General features: G+C 72.1%; 14 protein-coding genes. 5 read left to right on the forward strand and 9 right to left on the reverse strand.

Annotated features, from left to right (window positions below; translation table 11 throughout):
* A partial coding sequence (locus tag FKV25_RS16075) for a di-heme-cytochrome C peroxidase (RefSeq protein WP_170218461.1) occupies positions 1-1,490 on the forward strand: 1,490 nt, incomplete at its 5' end.
* Here FKV25_RS16075 and FKV25_RS01230 read toward each other — a convergent pair.
* Positions 1,482-3,551, reverse strand: a complete 2,070-nt coding sequence (locus FKV25_RS01230) for a patatin-like phospholipase domain-containing protein (protein ID WP_141516971.1) — start codon at positions 3,549-3,551, stop codon at positions 1,482-1,484. The genes FKV25_RS16075 and FKV25_RS01230 overlap by 9 nt on opposite strands.
* Positions 3,548-5,848 (reverse strand): di-heme-cytochrome C peroxidase, encoded by a 2,301-nt coding sequence (locus FKV25_RS16550; protein ID WP_211345333.1) that lies wholly within the window; start codon positions 5,846-5,848, stop codon positions 3,548-3,550. Before FKV25_RS16550 ends, FKV25_RS01230 begins: the two co-directional genes overlap by 4 nt.
* Before the next feature lie 172 nt (positions 5,849-6,020).
* Between FKV25_RS16550 and FKV25_RS01240 the strand changes: the two genes are divergently transcribed.
* The 3 genes from FKV25_RS01240 to hemC all read left to right on the forward strand — a co-directional run bounded on the left by FKV25_RS01240 (position 6,021) and on the right by hemC (position 8,595).
* Positions 6,021-6,701, forward strand: a complete 681-nt coding sequence (locus FKV25_RS01240; RefSeq protein WP_141516972.1) for an alpha/beta hydrolase — start codon at positions 6,021-6,023, stop codon at positions 6,699-6,701.
* 118 nt (positions 6,702-6,819) lie between these two features.
* Positions 6,820-7,548 carry a LytR/AlgR family response regulator transcription factor gene (locus tag FKV25_RS01245; RefSeq protein ID WP_141516973.1) on the forward strand — a complete coding sequence of 243 codons (729 nt, stop codon included), beginning with the start codon at positions 6,820-6,822 and terminating at the stop codon, positions 7,546-7,548.
* A gap of 129 nt (positions 7,549-7,677) precedes the next feature.
* Positions 7,678-8,595, forward strand: coding sequence for a hydroxymethylbilane synthase (hemC, locus tag FKV25_RS01250; protein WP_141516974.1), 918 nt, complete (start codon positions 7,678-7,680; stop codon positions 8,593-8,595).
* 15 nt (positions 8,596-8,610) lie between these two features.
* On the opposite strand, the gene FKV25_RS01255 is transcribed toward hemC, so the two are convergent.
* The 7 genes from FKV25_RS01255 to FKV25_RS01285 form a co-directional block, all read right to left on the reverse strand.
* The gene (locus FKV25_RS01255) at positions 8,611-9,267 is read right to left on the reverse strand and encodes a DUF481 domain-containing protein (protein ID WP_170218462.1); all 657 of its coding nucleotides are present in this window, start codon (positions 9,265-9,267) and stop codon (positions 8,611-8,613) included.
* Positions 9,268-9,334: 67 nt separating this feature from the next.
* Positions 9,335-10,057: a DUF481 domain-containing protein gene (locus tag FKV25_RS01260; protein WP_141516976.1), complete on the reverse strand. Its 723-nt coding sequence runs from the start codon at positions 10,055-10,057 to the stop codon at positions 9,335-9,337.
* A 171-nt stretch (positions 10,058-10,228) separates the two neighbouring features.
* Positions 10,229-11,185, reverse strand: coding sequence for a dimethyl sulfoxide reductase anchor subunit family protein (locus FKV25_RS01265; RefSeq protein WP_141516977.1), 957 nt, complete (start codon positions 11,183-11,185; stop codon positions 10,229-10,231).
* 12 nt (positions 11,186-11,197) lie between these two features.
* Positions 11,198-11,977, reverse strand: coding sequence for a 4Fe-4S dicluster domain-containing protein (locus FKV25_RS01270; protein WP_141516978.1), 780 nt, complete (start codon positions 11,975-11,977; stop codon positions 11,198-11,200).
* Positions 11,974-12,210, reverse strand: a complete 237-nt coding sequence (locus FKV25_RS01275) for a hypothetical protein (protein WP_141516979.1) — start codon at positions 12,208-12,210, stop codon at positions 11,974-11,976. The genes FKV25_RS01270 and FKV25_RS01275 overlap by 4 nt, the downstream gene beginning before the upstream one ends.
* Entirely contained in the window at positions 12,207-15,200 is a 2,994-nt protein-coding gene (locus FKV25_RS01280; protein ID WP_141516980.1) for a molybdopterin oxidoreductase family protein, read from the reverse strand. Before FKV25_RS01280 ends, FKV25_RS01275 begins: the two co-directional genes overlap by 4 nt.
* Positions 15,201-15,303: 103 nt before the next feature.
* Positions 15,304-15,906 (reverse strand): hypothetical protein, encoded by a 603-nt coding sequence (locus tag FKV25_RS01285; RefSeq protein ID WP_141516981.1) that lies wholly within the window; start codon positions 15,904-15,906, stop codon positions 15,304-15,306.
* A 101-nt stretch (positions 15,907-16,007) separates the two neighbouring features.
* Here FKV25_RS01285 and FKV25_RS01290 point away from each other — a divergent pair, with 101 nt between their 5' ends.
* Positions 16,008-16,973: a helix-turn-helix transcriptional regulator gene (locus FKV25_RS01290; protein WP_141516982.1), complete on the forward strand. Its 966-nt coding sequence runs from the start codon at positions 16,008-16,010 to the stop codon at positions 16,971-16,973.
* Position 16,974: the final 1 nt, after the last annotated feature.

Here is a 16,974-nt window from a genome sequence, read left to right on the forward strand (position 1 = left end):
GTGCCCGCGAGGCCGGTTTCGGCTCGCGCATGCTGCCCTACCGCTGGCTGCGGCACCTGGAGCAGGCGGGCCGGCGCGAGCCCTTCCTGGCGCCGGCGCACCTGCAGGCGCTGGGTTTCATCCTGCAGGCGCCTTCGCCGGGCAACCCCGACGGCCTGCCCGTGGGACTGACGCTGACCCGTACCGCCCGAGGCCCGTCCGACGCCTGGGCCGGCCTGGGCTGCGCGGCCTGCCACACCGGCGAGGTCCGCCACGGCGGCCAGCGGATCCGGATCGACGGCGGCCAGGGCTGGCTGGACTTCACCGCCTTCGAGCGCGCGGTGATCGACAGCCTGTCGGCGACCGCGCAGGATCCGGCGGTGTTCGAGCGTTTCGCCGATGCGCTGCAGACCCCGGGCGGGCAGCGCGAGAGCCTGCGCACGGCCCTGGTCGAGCGCGCCTCGGCGCTGGAGGCGCGCCACCGCATCAATGCCAGCGACGTGGCCTACGGCCCGGGCCGGCTGGACGCCTTCGGGCAGATCTTCAACACGGTCGCGGTCGAGGTGCTGGGCGTCCCCGGCAACGGGCGCTCGCCGGATGCGCCGGTCAGCTATCCGGTGCTGTGGTCGGCGCCGCACCTGGACCTGGTGCAGTGGAACGGCTCGGCGCCGAACGCCGGGCCGGGGCCGCTGATCCAGAACGTCACCACCGCGCTGGCGGTCTACGGCCATGCGCGGGTGCCGTCGCGCGGCCCCGGCTACGCGTCGGACATCGATTTCAAGGAGCTGGGGCGCCTGCAGGACGACCTCTACCACCTGACCGCGCCGGCGTGGCCGGAAGCGGTCCTGGGCGCGCTCGACAGCGAGCGCATCGCCCGCGGCAAGCCCCTCTACGAGACGCATTGCGCCGCCTGCCACGCCCCCATCGACGCACGCGACCCGCGGCGCCGGCCGCGCGCCGTGCTCACGCCGCTCGCGGAAGTGGGGACCGACCCGCGCATGGTGCGCAACTTCCTCGACGCCGACGCGCGCACCGGCCCGCTGCAGGGCAAGCGTGCGCTGGTGGTCGCGGGCGCACCCTTCGGCGAACGCGCGCGCAGCATCGACCTGGTCGCGCACGTCGCCATCGGCGTGGCGCTGCGCCATCCGCTGTCGTCGGTGCGCGATGCGGTGAGGGGCCACCACCGCGTCGCGAAGGCGAGCCTGGACACGCACCCGGACTACTACAAGGCCCGCCCGCTGGACGGCGTCTGGGCCAGCGCGCCCTACCTGCACAACGGCTCGGTGCCGACCCTGGAGGCCCTGCTGCGACCGGCGGCCGAGCGGCCGGCGCACTTCCAGGTCGGGCACGGCGAGTTCGACCCGCAGGCGGTCGGCGTGGCGACCACGATGGCCGGCGGCTGGCGCTTCGACGCCACCGTGCCGGGCAACCTCAACAGCGGGCACGAATACGGCACCGCCCTGGAGGAGGCCCAGCGCCGCGACCTGCTCGAGTACCTCAAGTCACTCTGAGGCCGGCGTTGGCCCCACGTCGCCGGCCCACAGGCGGTCGAACCACTCGGCCATGCCGTTGGCGGGCGCCTCGGCGAGCATGCGCTCGACCAGGCAGCGGCCGAGCGTGCGGTAGGCCTCGAACTCGGCCTCGCCGAAGAACTGGTTGCTGGTCGGCTGGTTGGGGAAGCTGGGGTGGGCGCGGGCGTAGGCGTACAGGTCGGCCGGCGCCTCGGCGATCCGCATCGGCTTGATGTAGACGATCCGGCCGCGGCTGCCGTCGGCGTACAGCACCTCGCCCAGCAGCCAGGGCCGGCGCGCCTCACCGCTGGCGTGCTCGGCGACCAGGCGGTCGGCCGAAAGCCGCACCTCCGCGCCGAAATCCACGCGCACGCGCTCGATCGCGCGGCCCAGGTCGGCCAGGTCGAGGTCCGGGTCGGCGCCGGCGTCGCAGACGACGATGTGGCGCACCTTGCGGCGGATGAGCTCGTACAGGCCGAGGTTCTCGAAGTGGCCGCCGTCGGACAGGTGGATCCGCGCGTGGCGCTCGTCCAGGCCGACACCGAACATTTCGCGCGCGATCAGCCACCACCACTCGCCCGGCAGGCGGCCGCGGGGGCGCGACGGGTTGTCGGCCCAGTAGCCCAGGCGCACGTTGAGCAGCGCCATCAGCGAGGACACCGCGCGCGAGCCCACCGCCGAGTTCGACGGATCGATGGCCGCGCCGGAAATGGTGAACGCGGTCGACAGCGCCATGCCGCCGCCGGGGAAGCCGTTGCTGCGCGTGTAGCCGGTCGCGAGCGCGCCGCAGTACAGCGGCGACAGCACGTAGCTGGCACCCTCGCGGCCGTGGCGGCGCTGGTCGGGCGAGCTGCTGGTGTTGAGCGTCGTGTTGACCAGGTGCAGCGGCGCGCCGCGGTCGGGGCCGAGCTCGTCCAGCCGGAATTCCATCGGCCGGGCGTGCAGGCTGCCGCCGGGCCGTGGCATGAAGGTCTCCGACAGCCGCGCGCGGTAGTAGCCGTGCATCGAGATGCGGTTGATGTTGAGCGTGGACGCCAGCAGCGCCGCCAGCACCAGCAGCGCCCAGAACAGCGGCGTGCCGACCACGTCCACGTGCACGACCAGGTGGTAGGCCAGCACCAGCATGCCGTAGATCACCAGGGCCAGGCCGGTGCTGGCGACCTGCAGGCGCCCGGGCGTGCGGCCACCGCGGCCGGCGAGCATCGCCACCACGCCCGAGAGCATCGGCAGCAGGTAGCTCATGTGCTGGCCGAGCACGTGCATCACGCTCGATTCGAAGCGTCCGGAGAACTGGTCCCAGAACGCGTGCACCACGGGGATCAGGCCGACCGCCAGCAGGCACAGGCCGACCGCGAGCTGGCGCCCCATCAGCACGCGCAGGCCGTCGATGCGCGCCATCGAGGCGCGCTCGCGGATGCCGGCCGCGACGCCGAAGCCCAGCGCCGTCAGCGGGAACGTCGCCAGGCAGGCGGCACCCAGGGCCAGCAGGAGCAGGTAGCCGTGGTGGTGGTGGCGCGGGTCGGGGTCGGGCAGGCCGGCCAGGCTCGGCGGCCAGCCCAGCGGCAGCCAGCCCAGGGTCATCGCATAGACCGCCAGCAGCACCACCGGGCCCAGCACCAACAGGTTGAGGAAGGTCGCCGCGAAGATCGAGGCGAGCAGGGTCCACAGCGAGTAGCCGCGGGCGGCGATGAGGTAGCGGCCGTGCCGGCGCAGCCAGTCGATCACCCGGCCGCCGCCGGGCAGCGGCTGCTCGAAGGGATTGCCGGCCTCGTCGGGCAGGCTGGCACGCAGCCAGGAGTAGCAGGCGCCGATGTAGCCGCCGCCGGACACGGTGGACAGGTAGTCGACGTCGCGCATCAGGCCGGCGCGGTCCAGCGCCTCGATGACGCCAAGGTTGAAGGTCGCCGAGCGGATGCCGCCGCCCGACAGGCCCAGCCCGACGCAGTCCTCGTGCCGGGGCGGACGGCCGAGGGCGGCGCGGCGCCGCGCGATCCAGTCGTGCTCGGCCGCCTCGACCGTGGCGAAGTCCGCGGCCGGCGTGCCGTCCGTCGTCGCGCTCATCGCCCGGCCACCCGCGCCAGGCAGCTCGGCGGCTGGAAGCCGGCCGGCGTCGCCGGGGTGTCGCGGTGGACCTTCAGGTACTCGATGATCGCCATGCGCTCCGCGTCCGCCAGCAGCGGGCCGATCACGCCCGGCGGCAGGGGATGGCGCCTCGGGTCCTGGTGGTGGCGCTCGAGCATCTCGGGCGTGGCGGTGAAACCATGGCCGGTATTGCGGTTGCCGGGCTCGCGGGTATCGAGCCAGAAGCCCTCGCCGTCGTCGGGCAGGTCGATCCGGAAGCCGACGTGGACGCTGTCGTAGTCGCGCTGGCCGACCGGGAAGCGGACGCTGCGCTGCTCGGGCGGCAGCAGCATCTCGTAGAGGTTGGGCACCGAGCCGTTGTGCAGGAACGGCGGCGTCGCCCACACGCCTTCCAGCGGCCGCGGCTTGTAGCCGGCGATCTCCTGCGGCAGGTCGAGCGTGCCGAAGCCCTCCAGGCACTCGCGGGTCCGTGCGTCGGCGCCGGTCTCCTCGAACCAGCGGCGTTTCACCAGCAGGCCCAGCAGGTTGAGGCCGCGCCCCTCGCTGAGGGCCGCGGGGTCGAGCATCGCCAGCTCGGTGTCGATCTCGCCGCGGCCGCGCACCACGTTCCAGGCCAGGTGCGCGCCCTGGCAGTCGAGGTTGCAGTCGGGCGGGTCGTCCGGCGCGGTGTGCGGCGCTTCGATGCCGTCGGCCTCCAGCAGCGCGGCAATCGCGGCGAAGCGCGCCGCCGGCACCGTCGCCGGCTCGCCGGCCCCGGGCAGCGGGTAGGTCTCGAGCTCGGCCGCCAGGGCATCGGCCTCCAGGCCCGCGGCGCGGCGGCCGTCGACGACGGCGCTGAGGCGGTAGCGGGTGTCGCGCACGAGTTCGCGCTGCATCAGCGGACGCAGCAGGCCGTCGATCTCCTGGCGGTCCAGGCCCGCCGCGGTCAGGTCGTAGCGGCGCTCGAGGAAACCGGTCGCCGCGGTGGCGTCGGTGCCGATGTGCGATAGCGGGATCACCTCGATCTTCCAGACCGTGCCCGGCTCGCGCTTGAGTGGCGCCATCGCGGCCTGCTCGGCCGCGCCCGCCGGATGCGGGCCGTGGCAGTCGCGGCAATGCCGTTCGAACAGCCTGCGGCCGCGCTCGGCCAGCGGGCGGTCGATGCGGCCCAGCAGGTCTTCCGGCCAGCGCGGCGGCTGCAGGGTCTGCAGGGTGTGCTCGATGGTGGCCAGGTTGGGGATCATCACCGAGCTGCGGAAGCGTTCGCTGGCCGGCAGCGGGCCGCCGTGGGTGTTGGTCATGCGCAGGGTGGCGCCGACGCCCAGCGCTTCGCCGACGTTGCGCGCCAGCGGCTGGCTGACCGAGCCGTTGTACTGCACCCAGTCGAACTTCCAGATGTTCCACAGGTAGGGATAGCTGACCGGCGCGCCGGCCTCCTGGTAGTTGCCCTTGACCAGGTGGTCGCCGAACACGGTGTTGGCGATGCGACCCAGGGCGTCGGTGCGGCCGAAGCCCTCGCGCACCGGGTAGAGGTGCCGCAGCGGGTTGTTCTGCCCGCGGCGCAGGATCGCCACGACGGTGTCGCCCAGCGCCGCGTGCAGCGCGTCCTTGCCGGCCGGGTAGCGCGCGCCGATGACCTTGCGGGCGAAGCGGTCGAACTTCGCCGGGTTGCTCCAGGTCGCGATCAGCGAGGCCAGCAGGGTGGGCGCGAAGCTGCCGCGCTGCATGTCGGTGAAGGCATGCATGGCCTGGCCGCCGTCGATGCGCACAGCCACCCGGCGCCCGCCCTTGGTGGCGATCAGTTCGCCGGTGTGGCAGGCCGCGCAGGTGATGTCGAGGACCTCTTCGCCCAGCAACGGATCGAAGTGGCGGGTGAAGCCGACCGGCAGGCGATCGGGGTTGGCCGGCGTGGCGACGTCGTCGACCAGGAAGCGGTAGCGCCGCATGTGCGCCGGATCGGCGAAGCGCTCGAGCCCGGTCGGCATTTCCAGGTGGACGAACCAGTCGTAGCGCAGCGGCGCGAGCGCCTCGCCCTGCGGGATCGAGGCGCCCTGCGGGGTGTAGTAGTAGGTCTGGCGCCCGGGGGCGGTGGGACCTTCGCCCCAGCCCTGGTCGAGGTAGACGATGCCCTCGAAGGCCTCGCCTTCGGGGATGCTGTGCGCAGGCAGGGCGACGAAGGCCCAGAAACCCGCGACCGCCAGCAGTCCCAGCGCCAGCGCCAGGCCCAGGGCGACTTTGAGCAGGGTGCGCAGGCGCACGTCGAGCAGGCGCCGGCAGGCGGCGGCGATGCGGTGCATGAGGGATCCCCCGGGTTGCCCCATGGCGGCGTTCCTTCGCGGGTGTGGACGGTGGCGTGCCGGGCGGCGAAGGCTCCCCCCTTTGCCGCCCGAGGGGAAAGGTACAGCGCGCGCGGGCCGCTGCCCACCTTCGATTTGACGCGGCACCACCCCCGGCGTGGACAATGCACGCATGGATACCGCCGAACTGCTTGAAACCGTCGAACACGAAACCGGCCCGTCGCCGGCCTGGTCCGTCCTGTGGCTGCATGGCCTGGGCGCGGACGGCAACGATTTCGCCCCCATCGTGCCCGAGCTCGTCCGCCCGGACTGGCCGGCCCTGCGCTTCGTGTTCCCGCACGCGCCGGTACGGCCGGTCACGATCAACAATGGCGTGCCGATGCGGGCCTGGTACGACATCCGCGACATGAACCTGGCCCAGCGCGCCGACGAGGGCGGGGTGGATGCCTCCGTCGCCCAGGTCGAGGCGCTGATCGCCCGCGAGGCGGCGCGCGGCATTCCCGCCTCGCGCCTGCTGCTGGCCGGGTTCTCCCAGGGCGGTGCGGTCACCCTGGCCGCCGGCATGCGGCGCGAGACCCCGCTCGCGGGCCTCATCGCCCTGTCGACTTACCTGCCGATGCCCGAGCGCCTGGCGCGCGAGGTGACGGCCGCGGCCCCCTCGCAGCCGCTGTTCATGGCCCACGGCCAGTTCGACCCGGTGGTGCCCCATGCCGGCGGCGACGCCAGCGCGCGCGCCCTGCGTGGGCTCGGCTTCAACGTCGACTGGCACGCCTATCCGATGGCGCACCAGGTCTGCGGCGAGGAAATCCGCGACCTGGGCGACTGGATGGGCGCCCGTTTCGCCGCGTCCTGATCGCCCGTGGCAGTATGGGCGGTGCGTGCGCGTCGGGACCGACCCGGCGCGCGCTGACGTGCCGGACGGCGGGAGGCACGGCCGATGACCGTGTGGGATGCCCGGGAGGAGCAGGCTGATGAAGGTGGTGATTGCCGATGACGAGCCGCTGGCGCGCGAACGCCTGCGCGCGCTGCTGGCGAACCGCGGGGACATCGAGGTCGTGGCCGAGGCCGGCGACGGCCACGATGCCCTGCACGCCTGCGCCGAGCACGAGCCCGACCTGATCCTGCTCGACATCGCCATGCCGGGCCTGGATGGGCTGGAGGCCGCCCGCCACCTGGCGGCCTTCGAGCCGCGGCCGGCGGTCGTGTTCTGCACCGCCTACGACGCCCATGCGCTGTCGGCCTTCGAGGCCGAGGCGATCGACTACCTGGTCAAGCCGGTCCGCGCCGAGCGCCTGGACGCGGCGCTGGAACGCGTGCGCACCTTCGCCGCCGGCCGCCAGCACGGCATGGCCGCCAGCAAGGGCCAGCAGCGCACGCACCTGTGCGCGCGCCTGCGCGGCAGCCTGCGCCTGATCCCGATCGAGGACGTGCATTACCTGCAGGCCGAGGAGAAGTACGTCGTCGTCCACCACGCGCACGGCGAGGACCTGATCGAGGAGTCGCTGAAGTCGCTGGAGGACGAGTTCGGCGAGCGCTTCGTGCGCATCCACCGCAACTGCCTGGTGGCCCGCTACGAGATCGTCGAGCTGCGCCGATGCCCCGATGGCCACGTGCAGGCCGTCCTGCGCCACGGCGACCGCCCGCTGGAAGTCAGCCGCCGCTGCGTGCCGGGCGTGCGCGAGATCCTCAAGCAGCTCTAGCGTCGCCGCGCGGGATGTCGCTCCGGTCCGCGTCCTGCGGCCTGTCAGGGAGTCGCGCCGGGTCGCGGATGCCGGGCGCCGACCGCCGCTGTTCCCGGTGCAGCGGCGGGCTGGGCGATAATGGTGCCGATGAAGACCCTCCGTATCGCCACCCGCAAGAGCCCGCTCGCCCTGTGGCAGAGCGAACACGTCGCCGAGCGCCTGCGCGCCGCCCATCCCGGCCTGTCCGTCGAACTGGTGCCGATGAGCACGCGAGGCGACCAGGTGCTGGACCGCTCGCTGGCGGCGATCGGTGGCAAGGGCCTGTTCCTCAAGGAACTGGAAGTGGCCATGCAGCGCGGCGAGGCCGACTGCGCGGTGCACTCGCTCAAGGACGTGCCGATGACGCTCGAAGCCGGCTTCGCGATGCCGGCGATCCTGCCGCGCGCCGACGCCGCCGATGCCTTCGTGAGCCCGCGCTTCGAGCGTCTCGCCGACCTGCCGCACGGCGCCTGCGTGGGCACGTCCTCGCTGCGGCGCCAGGCGCAACTGCGCGCCCTGCGCCCGGACCTGGTGCTGCGAGACCTGCGCGGCAACGTCAACACGCGGCTGGCGCGACTCGATGCCGGCGAGTACGACGCCATCGTGCTCGCCTGCGCCGGCCTGCAGCGACTGGGCCTGGCGGCGCGCATCCGCAGCCGGCTCGACGCCCCGGAGTGGTTGCCGGCACCGGCGCAGGGCGCCATCGCGATCGAGTGCCGCGACGACGATGATGCATGCGCCGCCGTGTGCGCGGCCCTGGACGACGCCGACACCCGCTGCCGGGTCGAAGCCGAGCGGGCGATGAACCGCGCGCTGCACGGCAGTTGCCACGTGCCGGTCGCCGCCTATGCGCGACTGGAAGGCGATCGCCTGCACCTGGCGGGCGCGGTCGGATCGGCGGAGGATGGCCACGGCATCCGCGCCGAGGCGGAAGGCCCCGCGTCCGATCCGGACGCACTGGGGGTCGAAGTCGCGCGCCGCCTGCTCGAGCAGGGTGCCGACGCGCTGATCGCGCCGCACGTCTGAAGGCCTCGCCGGCCCTCAGAATCGCCGGCGGATGCCGAACCAGCCCTCGGCCGTCTCGGTGCCGCTGGCGCCGCGGGTGCGGTGGCGGATCACATAGTCGCTTTCCAGCGTCCACTCCGGCCACAGCTGGACGTCCAGTCCCATCGACTGCTTGATGAAGGTCTGGCCCTGGCCGGTCTCCCACATCAGCCGCTGGGTGAGTTCGGCACGGTCGCCGAAGCGCCGTCCGAAATCGATCGCACCCCTGAACACCGGGCCGGGCAGGCCGATGCCATCGTCCGAGCGGGGCGCCAGGCGCCAGGCCGCGCCCAACTCGACCGCCAGGCGGTTGGGGCCGTCGCGCAGCACCTCGACATCGTGCCGGGTGCCCACGCGCCACTTGTTGGAATAGTTGTCGGTCGACTGGCGCGCCTGCGCGCGCGCGTGCAGGCGCCGCTGCGCGGCCCGGTAGCGCGCGCCGGCACCGCGCTCGCCCAGCCGCCTGCGATCGAGTGCGGCATGCCCGGGCGTCGCCAGCTCCTGGCGCCACTCCTCGTCGTTGCAGCGCAACGAGAGGCAACGCGTCCGCCGCCAGCGCATGTCCATCACCCCGGCCAGCAGCTCCGGCTGGCCGTAGGCGGGGATCGGCGATGTCAGGAACGGGCTGAGGGCGAGTCCGAGCAGGAGGGACATGTCGGTCGGGTGCGATCGGGCGGGGCCGCCTGGCATGGTGCCAAGGCCGGCCGCCGCTGGCGAGGGGTCAGAAGTCGTAGACGACGTTGATCGTGGTGAGGTTGTCGGTGTTCTTGATGCCGGGCAGCACGTCGGTGTTGTAGCGCGTTTCCAGGCCGGCCTTGAGGGCCAGCGCCTGGGTCATCTTCACCTTCAGGCCGACGTCGTTCACGGCGAAGGTGTTGTCGCTGCCGGCCTCGACGAGCAGGGTGTCGTAGACCGAGGTGTTGGCGTTGAAGGCGTGCGCGAATTCCATCGAGCCACGCACGATCGTCTCGTTGTTGTGGACCTGCACGCCCTGCAGCTTGGCCCAGCGGTAACCCGGGCCGATCTCGAAGGTGAGCTGGGTGGCTTCGCGCTTGATCGCTTCGTAGCCGTAGCTTGCCGACACCGTCCACTGGTACTCGTAGGAGGCGAAGTGGTCGCGCTCGTTGCGGATCGCGCCGAGCAGGTAGCTGCGTCCGGTGAGGCGGTATCCGCTTTCGGCGAACACGTCGTAGCGGTAGGCGGTCTCCAGGCCATCGCTCTTGCCGTAGAGGAACGACGCGCCGACGGCATGGCGCCAGACCGGGTCCTCGTGCGACAGCGCCAGGCTGCCGGTCAGGGTCTCACTGTCGGTGTTGCCCTTGGCGATCGCCAGGCCCAGCTCGCCCGTCCCGCTCCAGCCGGTATCCGGGGCGTCGGCGTCCTGCGCCAGGCAGGTGGCGGGGAGAGCGGACATCAGGACCAGGGCGAGGATCGAAGGCTTCACGGCGACTCCAGGGCATGTGCGGGGGGGGGGCAGGCACGAAAACGGCCGACGCGGGGTCGGCCGTGGCCTGTTTCGTTAATTCTACGTTATCCGAAGTCCAACTGCCGCCAAGGGCGCCCAACGGCATTCAACTGCCGGCAATTCCGGCGAATGATCGCGCAGGGCGTGGCTTCAGTAGTAGAGGCCGACCACGTGGCGGGCCTGGGCGAAGAACAGCCAGCGTTCGACGAAGGCGCCGAGCAGGACCGAGGCGAGCGCCAGCAGGGCCAGTGGCAGGACCGCCTGTTCGAAACCCAGGCCCAGTGCGGCCAGCAGGAGCGGCAGCACCGCGAACAGCGCGATGGCCAGGTGCCGCAGCGCCCGCGCATGCTTGCGCGCGAGGACGAAACCCATCTCCCGGGTGATGTAGTTGCCTTCGGTATGGGGGCGCTCGAAGACGCGGATCTCGCGCCCCGGCAGGCCGACCGCATCGCCGCGCGTGACCGGCAGCGGGGTGGAGTCGATGGCGCGCCAGTAGCGGAGCTTGACCCCTGCCAGCGCCAGGCCGGGCAGGGCGACTGCCACCAGCAGGCCCGCGGCCATGCGGCCGTCGTCGAAGGCGGCGACTGCGGCCGTCAGAGCGAGTCCGCCCTGCAGGCCGAACAAGAGGTAGGCCGGCAAGACGAGGCGGTGCCCCCAGGCCGGGATCGGCTTGAGCGAGGCGTAGATCATCGCGGTGCAGGCCAACGTCACCAGCGACAGCAGCGCGAGCACGGCGCCCAGCACGGCGGCCAGCGGCGCCGGCACGCCCTCGCCCCGGCCGATCGCGGCGGGGACCAGCAGGGCCAGCAGGGCAAGCGCCGGCAGATAGACGAGCACGGCCATGACGCCCTCGCGCGAGAGCCAGGAGGTCCGCCATTGCGAGAACGCCCGCCAGGCGCGCAGCGGCTTGCCCAGGTGGAAGGTCGAGCTGAGCAGGCCGATCGTCGCCAGCGCCAGGCCCAGGGCCAGCATCACCGACAGGACGAGCGGCGAGGGGCCGGGCATGCCCAGGACGGGAGCGAACAGGCCGAGGCCGGCGAGCGCGAGTACGCCGTAGCCGGCGCCCGACAGGGTGGTGAAGGCGATGACGGAGAAGGCGGGATGCATGCGCGGGGTCCGTCAGCGGCTCAGGACGCGGTCGAGCCAGCGCAGCACCGGCGGCAAGGCGGCGGTGTCCAGGGCTTCCCCGGCCGGCCCGCGGCCTTCGGCCTCGCCCGCCGGTCCGGCGCGACGCGGGCGCGGCGGCAGGTACTGGTTGGTGGGCTTGTAGCCCAGCGTCGGCATCAGGTCGACACCGCCGCGTTCGGCGACCATTCGCGACACCTTCGAGTCCGGGTCGCCGAGGTCGCCGAAGTGGCGCGCGCGGGTCGGGCAGGCCTGCACGCACGCGGGCTGGCGTTCGGCTTCCTCGAGGTTCTCGTTGTAGATGCGGTCGATGCACAGGGTGCATTTCTTCATCACGCCCTCGACCTCGCTGTACTCGCGCGCGCCGTACGGGCAGGCCCAGGAGCACAGCTTGCAGCCGATGCACTTGTCCTCGTCGACCAGGACGATGCCGTCCTCGGCGCGCTTGTAGCTGGCGCCGGTGGGGCACACGGTGACGCAGGCCGGCTCCTCGCAGTGCAGGCACGAGCGCGGGAAATGCAGCGTCATCGCCGGTTGCGGCGCCGCCGTGCCGTCCCCGCAGCCGCCGCCGGGCGCGATCTCGTAGCTGTGCACGCGGTTGAACCAGACCCCGGAGGGCGACTTGCCGTAGGGATCCTCGTCGGTCAGCGGCGCGGCGAAGCCGCCGGCGTTCCATTCCTTGCAGCTCACCGCGCAGGCGTGGCAGCCGACGCAGGTGTCCAGGTCGATGACCAGGCCCATCTTCTTCCTGCCCGGGGGTGGCAGTCCGGTCATCGCCGCGTGCCCCCGCGGTCGGCACGCAACAGCAGCAGGCCGGCGACGAACGCCGCCACGGCCAGGGCCAGCGTCGGCGCCAGCCCCATCAGCGCGGCGCCCAGCGACGCAGGGGGCGGATCGCCCGTCCCGGGGCCGATCACCCCCAGTCCGAGCAGCACGACCAGGGCGAAGCCCAGGGCCACGCAGGTCCAGCCGGCGATGCGGCGCGAGGGCAGGGGGGATGGGTTCACGTGGACTCCTCCTCGCGCGCGGCGCGGAAGTCGGCGCCGTAGCGCAGTGGGCCGGGCTCGGCGCGGCCGAAATCGATCGCGGCGAAGCGGGGCGCGCTCTCGCCGCCGCTGCCGGCGGGGGCCCGGGCGATGCGGACCCGCAGGTCGAACCAGGCCGCCTGGCCGGTGACCGGGTCGGCGTTGGCGTAGTCGCCGCGCGGGGTGATGTCGGAAATCAGGTGGTTGAGCAGGAAGCCCTTGCGCGCCTCGGGCGCGTCCTTGTCCAGGCGCCAGGCCCCCTTGCGCTTGCCGATCGCGTTCCAGGTCCAGACGGTGTCGGGCTGCACGTTCGCGGCGAACTTCGCCTGCACGGTGATCTCGCCGTGGTGCGAGGCCACGGTGATCCAGTCCTCGTCGGCGATGCCGTGGCGGGCGCCGGTGTCGGGATGCAGGTACAGGTAGTTGCGCGCGGTGATCTGTCGCAGCCAGGCGTTCTGCGAGCCCCAGGCGTGATACATGAACATCGGCCGCTGGGTGACCGCCGACAGCGGGAACGGGTTTTTACCTTCTCCCTCCTGGAGAAGGTGGCGCGAAGCGCCGGACGCGGGTTCGTCGGCGCTCGTGCCCGCACCCCAACCCCGCTCCCCCGGTGCGGGAGGCCTTGAAACCTGGGCGCCCTCGAAGGGCTCGTACCAGGTCGGCAGCGGGTCGAAGTAGGTCGCCACGCGCGCGCGGTGCGCCTCGGGCGGCTGGTGCGGGCCATGGCCCTGGGCGGCCAGGCGGAACTTCTGCATCGTTTCCGAGTACAGCTGCAGCACGATCGGGTCGCCGTGGCCGAGGAAGCCCATGTGCTGCGCCCAGTCGAGGTAGCCGCGGTTGGCCATCTTGAAGTAGCGCGCGTGCTCGGGGATTTCGCTGCGCCAGAAACCGCCGTGCTCGATGTAGCGTTGCAACTGCTCGGGGTTGGGCTGGCCCTTGGCCTCGACCTCGCCGGGCACGCCATCGACGAGGCCGCGTCGCCAGCCGGCCAGCAGGCCGACCCCCGGCGCGCGCTCGTGGTGGGTGATGTAGTCGGCATAGTCGCGGTAGCGCGCCGAGCCGTCCTCGTGGACCAGGCCGGGCAGCCCCAGCCGCGTGCCCAGGTCGATCAGCACCGACTGGAAACCACGGACGTCGCGCCCTTCGCGTTGCTTCGCCGGGTCAAGCACCGGGTGGCGGATCGCGTCGGCGGCGCCGTCGGCGTCGGAGATCGGCCGGTCGAGCATGCTGATCGCGTCGAAGCGTTCCAGGTAGGTCGTGTCGGGCAGCACCAGGTCGGCGTAGGCGACCATTTCCGAGGCATAGGCATCGGAATAGATGATGCGCGGGATGCGGTACTCGCCGTTCGCGTCGCGGTCGGTCAGCCAGCCGATGGTCTCGGCGGTGTTCATCGCCGAGTTCCAGCCCATGTTGGCCATGAACATCAGCAGCGTGTCGATGCGGTAGGGGTCGCCGGCCCAGGCGTTGCGGATGACGGTGTGCATCATGCCGTGCGCCGACAGCGGATACGCCCAGGAGTAGGCGTGGTCGATGCGGCGTGGGTTGCCGTCGGCATCGACCACCAGGTCCTCGGGACCGTGCACGAAGCCCAGCGGCGCGGCATCGAGCACGCCGTTGTCCTGGCGCGCCTTGCCGGGCCGGTTGGGCGGCGGGATCGGCTTGGGGAAGGGCGGCTGGTAGCGGAACGAGCCGGGCGTGTCGACCGCGCCCAGCAGCAGTTGCAGCAGGTGCAGGGCGCGGCAGGTGTGGAAGCCGTTGCTGTGCGCGCTGATGCCGCGCATGGCGTGCATCGACACCGGCCGGCCGACCATTTCGTCGTGCTTGCGGCCCCAGGCATCGGTCCAGGCCACCGGCAGGCGGATTTCATGATCGAAGGCGGCCTCGGCCAGCTCGCGGGCGATCCGGCGGATGGTCGCGGCCGGGATGCCGCAGCGCTCGCTGACCGCATCGGGCGAGTACGCCGGGTCCAGGTAGCGCTCGGCGGTGAGGTGGAACACCGGGGTCGCGGTGCGGCCGTCTGGCAGGCGATAGGAGCCCACCACCGCCGGCGAGGTGCCGGTGGCCGCTGCGTCGACCGCGCGGCCCGCCTCGCGGTTCCAGCACAAGGGCCGGCCCTCGGCGTCGCGCGCGAACAGGCCGTCTTCCGCCCCCCCGGGATCACGCACCACCAGCCAATGGGCGTTGGTGTAGCGGACCAGGTAATCGAGGTCGATGCGATCGGCCTTCAGCAGCTCGTGGATCAGGGCGAACGCGAACAGGCCGTCGGTGCCCGGGCGGATGCCGATCCACTCATCGGCGATGGCGCCGTAACCGCTGCGCACCGGGTTCACGGCGACGATCTTGGCGCCATTGGCCTTGACCTTGCCCAGGCCCAGCTTGATCGGGTTCGAATCGTGGTCTTCGGCCACGCCCCACAGCATCAGGTAGCGCGTGCGCTCCCAGTCGGGTTCGCCGAACTCCCAGAAACTGCCGCCCAGCGTGTACAGGCCGCCGGCGGCCATGTTGACCGAGCAGAAGCCGCCGTGGGCGGCGTAGTTGACCGTGCCGAACTGCTGCGCCCACCAGCCGGTGAGGGCCTGCGACTGGTCGCGGCCGGTGAAAAACGCCAGTTCGTCGGGGTTGCGCTCGCGGATCGGCGCCAGCCAGCCGGTGGCGATGGCCATGGCCTCGTCCCACTCGATCTCGCGGAATTCACCCGAACCGCGCTCGCCCGCGCGCAGCAGGGGCTTGTCCAGCCGCGCCGGCGAGTAGTGCTGCATGATCCCGGCCGAGCCCTTGGCGCACAGCACCCCCTGGTTGACGGGGTGCGCGGGGTTGCCCTGGATGTAGCGGATGCGCCCGTCCTGCAGCCACACCTTGATGCCACAACGGCAGGCGCACATGTAGCAGGTGGTGGTCTTGACCTCGTCGCCCGGCGTGGGCGAGAGGTCGATGGCGGGCTCGACGGGGCCGAGCGGGCTGGAACCGGGCATGACGCGTATTGTGCGCCGACCGGCCCGGGCTGGCGAGGGGCGCGGGACGGCGGCTCCGCCCGGGGGCGATGTCCAGGGGCGCGCGGTGCGGCGCGGCGGGCGCTCAGTCGGGCGCGGCGATCCGGATGGAGGGGTCGTTGAAGTCGCGGTAGCGGATGCGCACGGTCTGCGACTTGCCATCGGCGATGCCGGTGGTCTCCAGCTGCAACGGCAGCCCCGAGCGGTCCGAGATCCAGGCCTTGGTGTCGGCGCGCCCGTGCCGGGTGGTGACGTAGTGGTAGACCTTCGCCGGCTCGCCGTCGACGCTGTCGGCGCCCAGCGCATCGACCACCAGGTCGCGTTTGAGCGCTTCCAGCGCCTCGCGGCTGCGGTACTGGCCGACGATGTCGCCCGCGGGCATGGGCAGTTTCATCGTGCGGCCGCCCATGTCCATGTACATCGCATCGCCGATGATCAGCTGGCTGGGGCCGCCCTGGACGCTGACCCGGTAGCGGTCGGGCGCCACGAACTCCATCTCGGTCAGGGTCTTGCCCTTGGCGACGTCGGTGAGCGACGCGCGGAAGCTGGTGGCCGCCAGGAAGCGTTCATACGCCTCGTGCAATTCCTCGCGCGGCCCCGCGGCGACGGGCTGGAACGCCAGCAGCGCGACCGCCGCCAGCAGCATCGATGCGCGCATCCGCACGCGGAAACGGGTCCTGGACTCCATTCGTGACGCCTCCCTCGATGGCGCCCGGTGCCCGGGCAATGCCATGCTAAACGCAACAAGCCGTCGTAACCTGCCAACTCCCCCGCCGGAAAGCTGCATCCATGGAACGCATCGAACGCATCCACGCCCTGCACCGCATCCTCTCCAATGCCCGCTACCCGGTCACCGTGCAGCGGCTGATGGAGGAACTGGAATGCTCGCGCGCGACCGCCTACCGCGACCTCGCCTACCTGCGCGACTTCCTGATGGCACCGGTGGTCGGGAACGGCGAAGCCGGCTTCAACTACGACGCCGGCGAGAAGGACCGCTTCGAGCTGCCCGGGCTCTGGCTCAGCTCGCAGGAGCTGCACTCGCTGCTCGCCGCCCAGCAATTGCTGATGCGCAGCGGTGGCGGGGTGCTGTCCAACGCGCTCGCGCCGTTGCAGCACCGCATCGAGAAACTGCTCGACGAGCATGCCGGCGGCCGCCGCGTGCCGGTCGAACGCGTGCGGGTGGTCCCGCACCGGACGCGCAGGCTGGACGAGCATGCGTTCCGCAATGTCGCCACCGCGGTGCTCGACCGCAAGCAGCTGGCCTTCGACTATCGCGCGCGCTCGACCGACGAGGCGACCCGCCGCACCGTGTCGCCGCAGCGCATGACGCACTACCGCGACAACTGGTACCTGGATGCCTGGGACCACACCCGCGACGCCCTGCGCAGCTTCGCCGTCGACCGGATCACGGCCGCGAAGCTGCTCGACGAGGACGCGCGCGACGTCCCGGACGAGGAGCTCGATACCCAGCTGGCCTCCAGCTACGGCATCTTCTCGGGCACGCCCAAGGGCTGGGCGACGATCGTGTTCAACGCCAAGGCCGCGCGCTGGGTGGCCGACGAGCACTGGCACTCGCAGCAACAGGGCCGCTTCCTGCCCGATGGCCGCTACGAACTCAAGATCCCCTACAGCAACGGTCGCGAACTGCTGATGGACGTGCTGCATTACGGCAGCGACGCGGAGATCGTCGAGCCGCCGGTGCTGCGCGAGCAGGCGCGCGCGCTGCTGTCGCTCGCGCTCAGCCAGTACGACTGAG

The organism is Marilutibacter aestuarii (genome assembly GCF_006546775.1).
Classification (GTDB): domain Bacteria; phylum Pseudomonadota; class Gammaproteobacteria; order Xanthomonadales; family Xanthomonadaceae; genus Marilutibacter; species Marilutibacter aestuarii.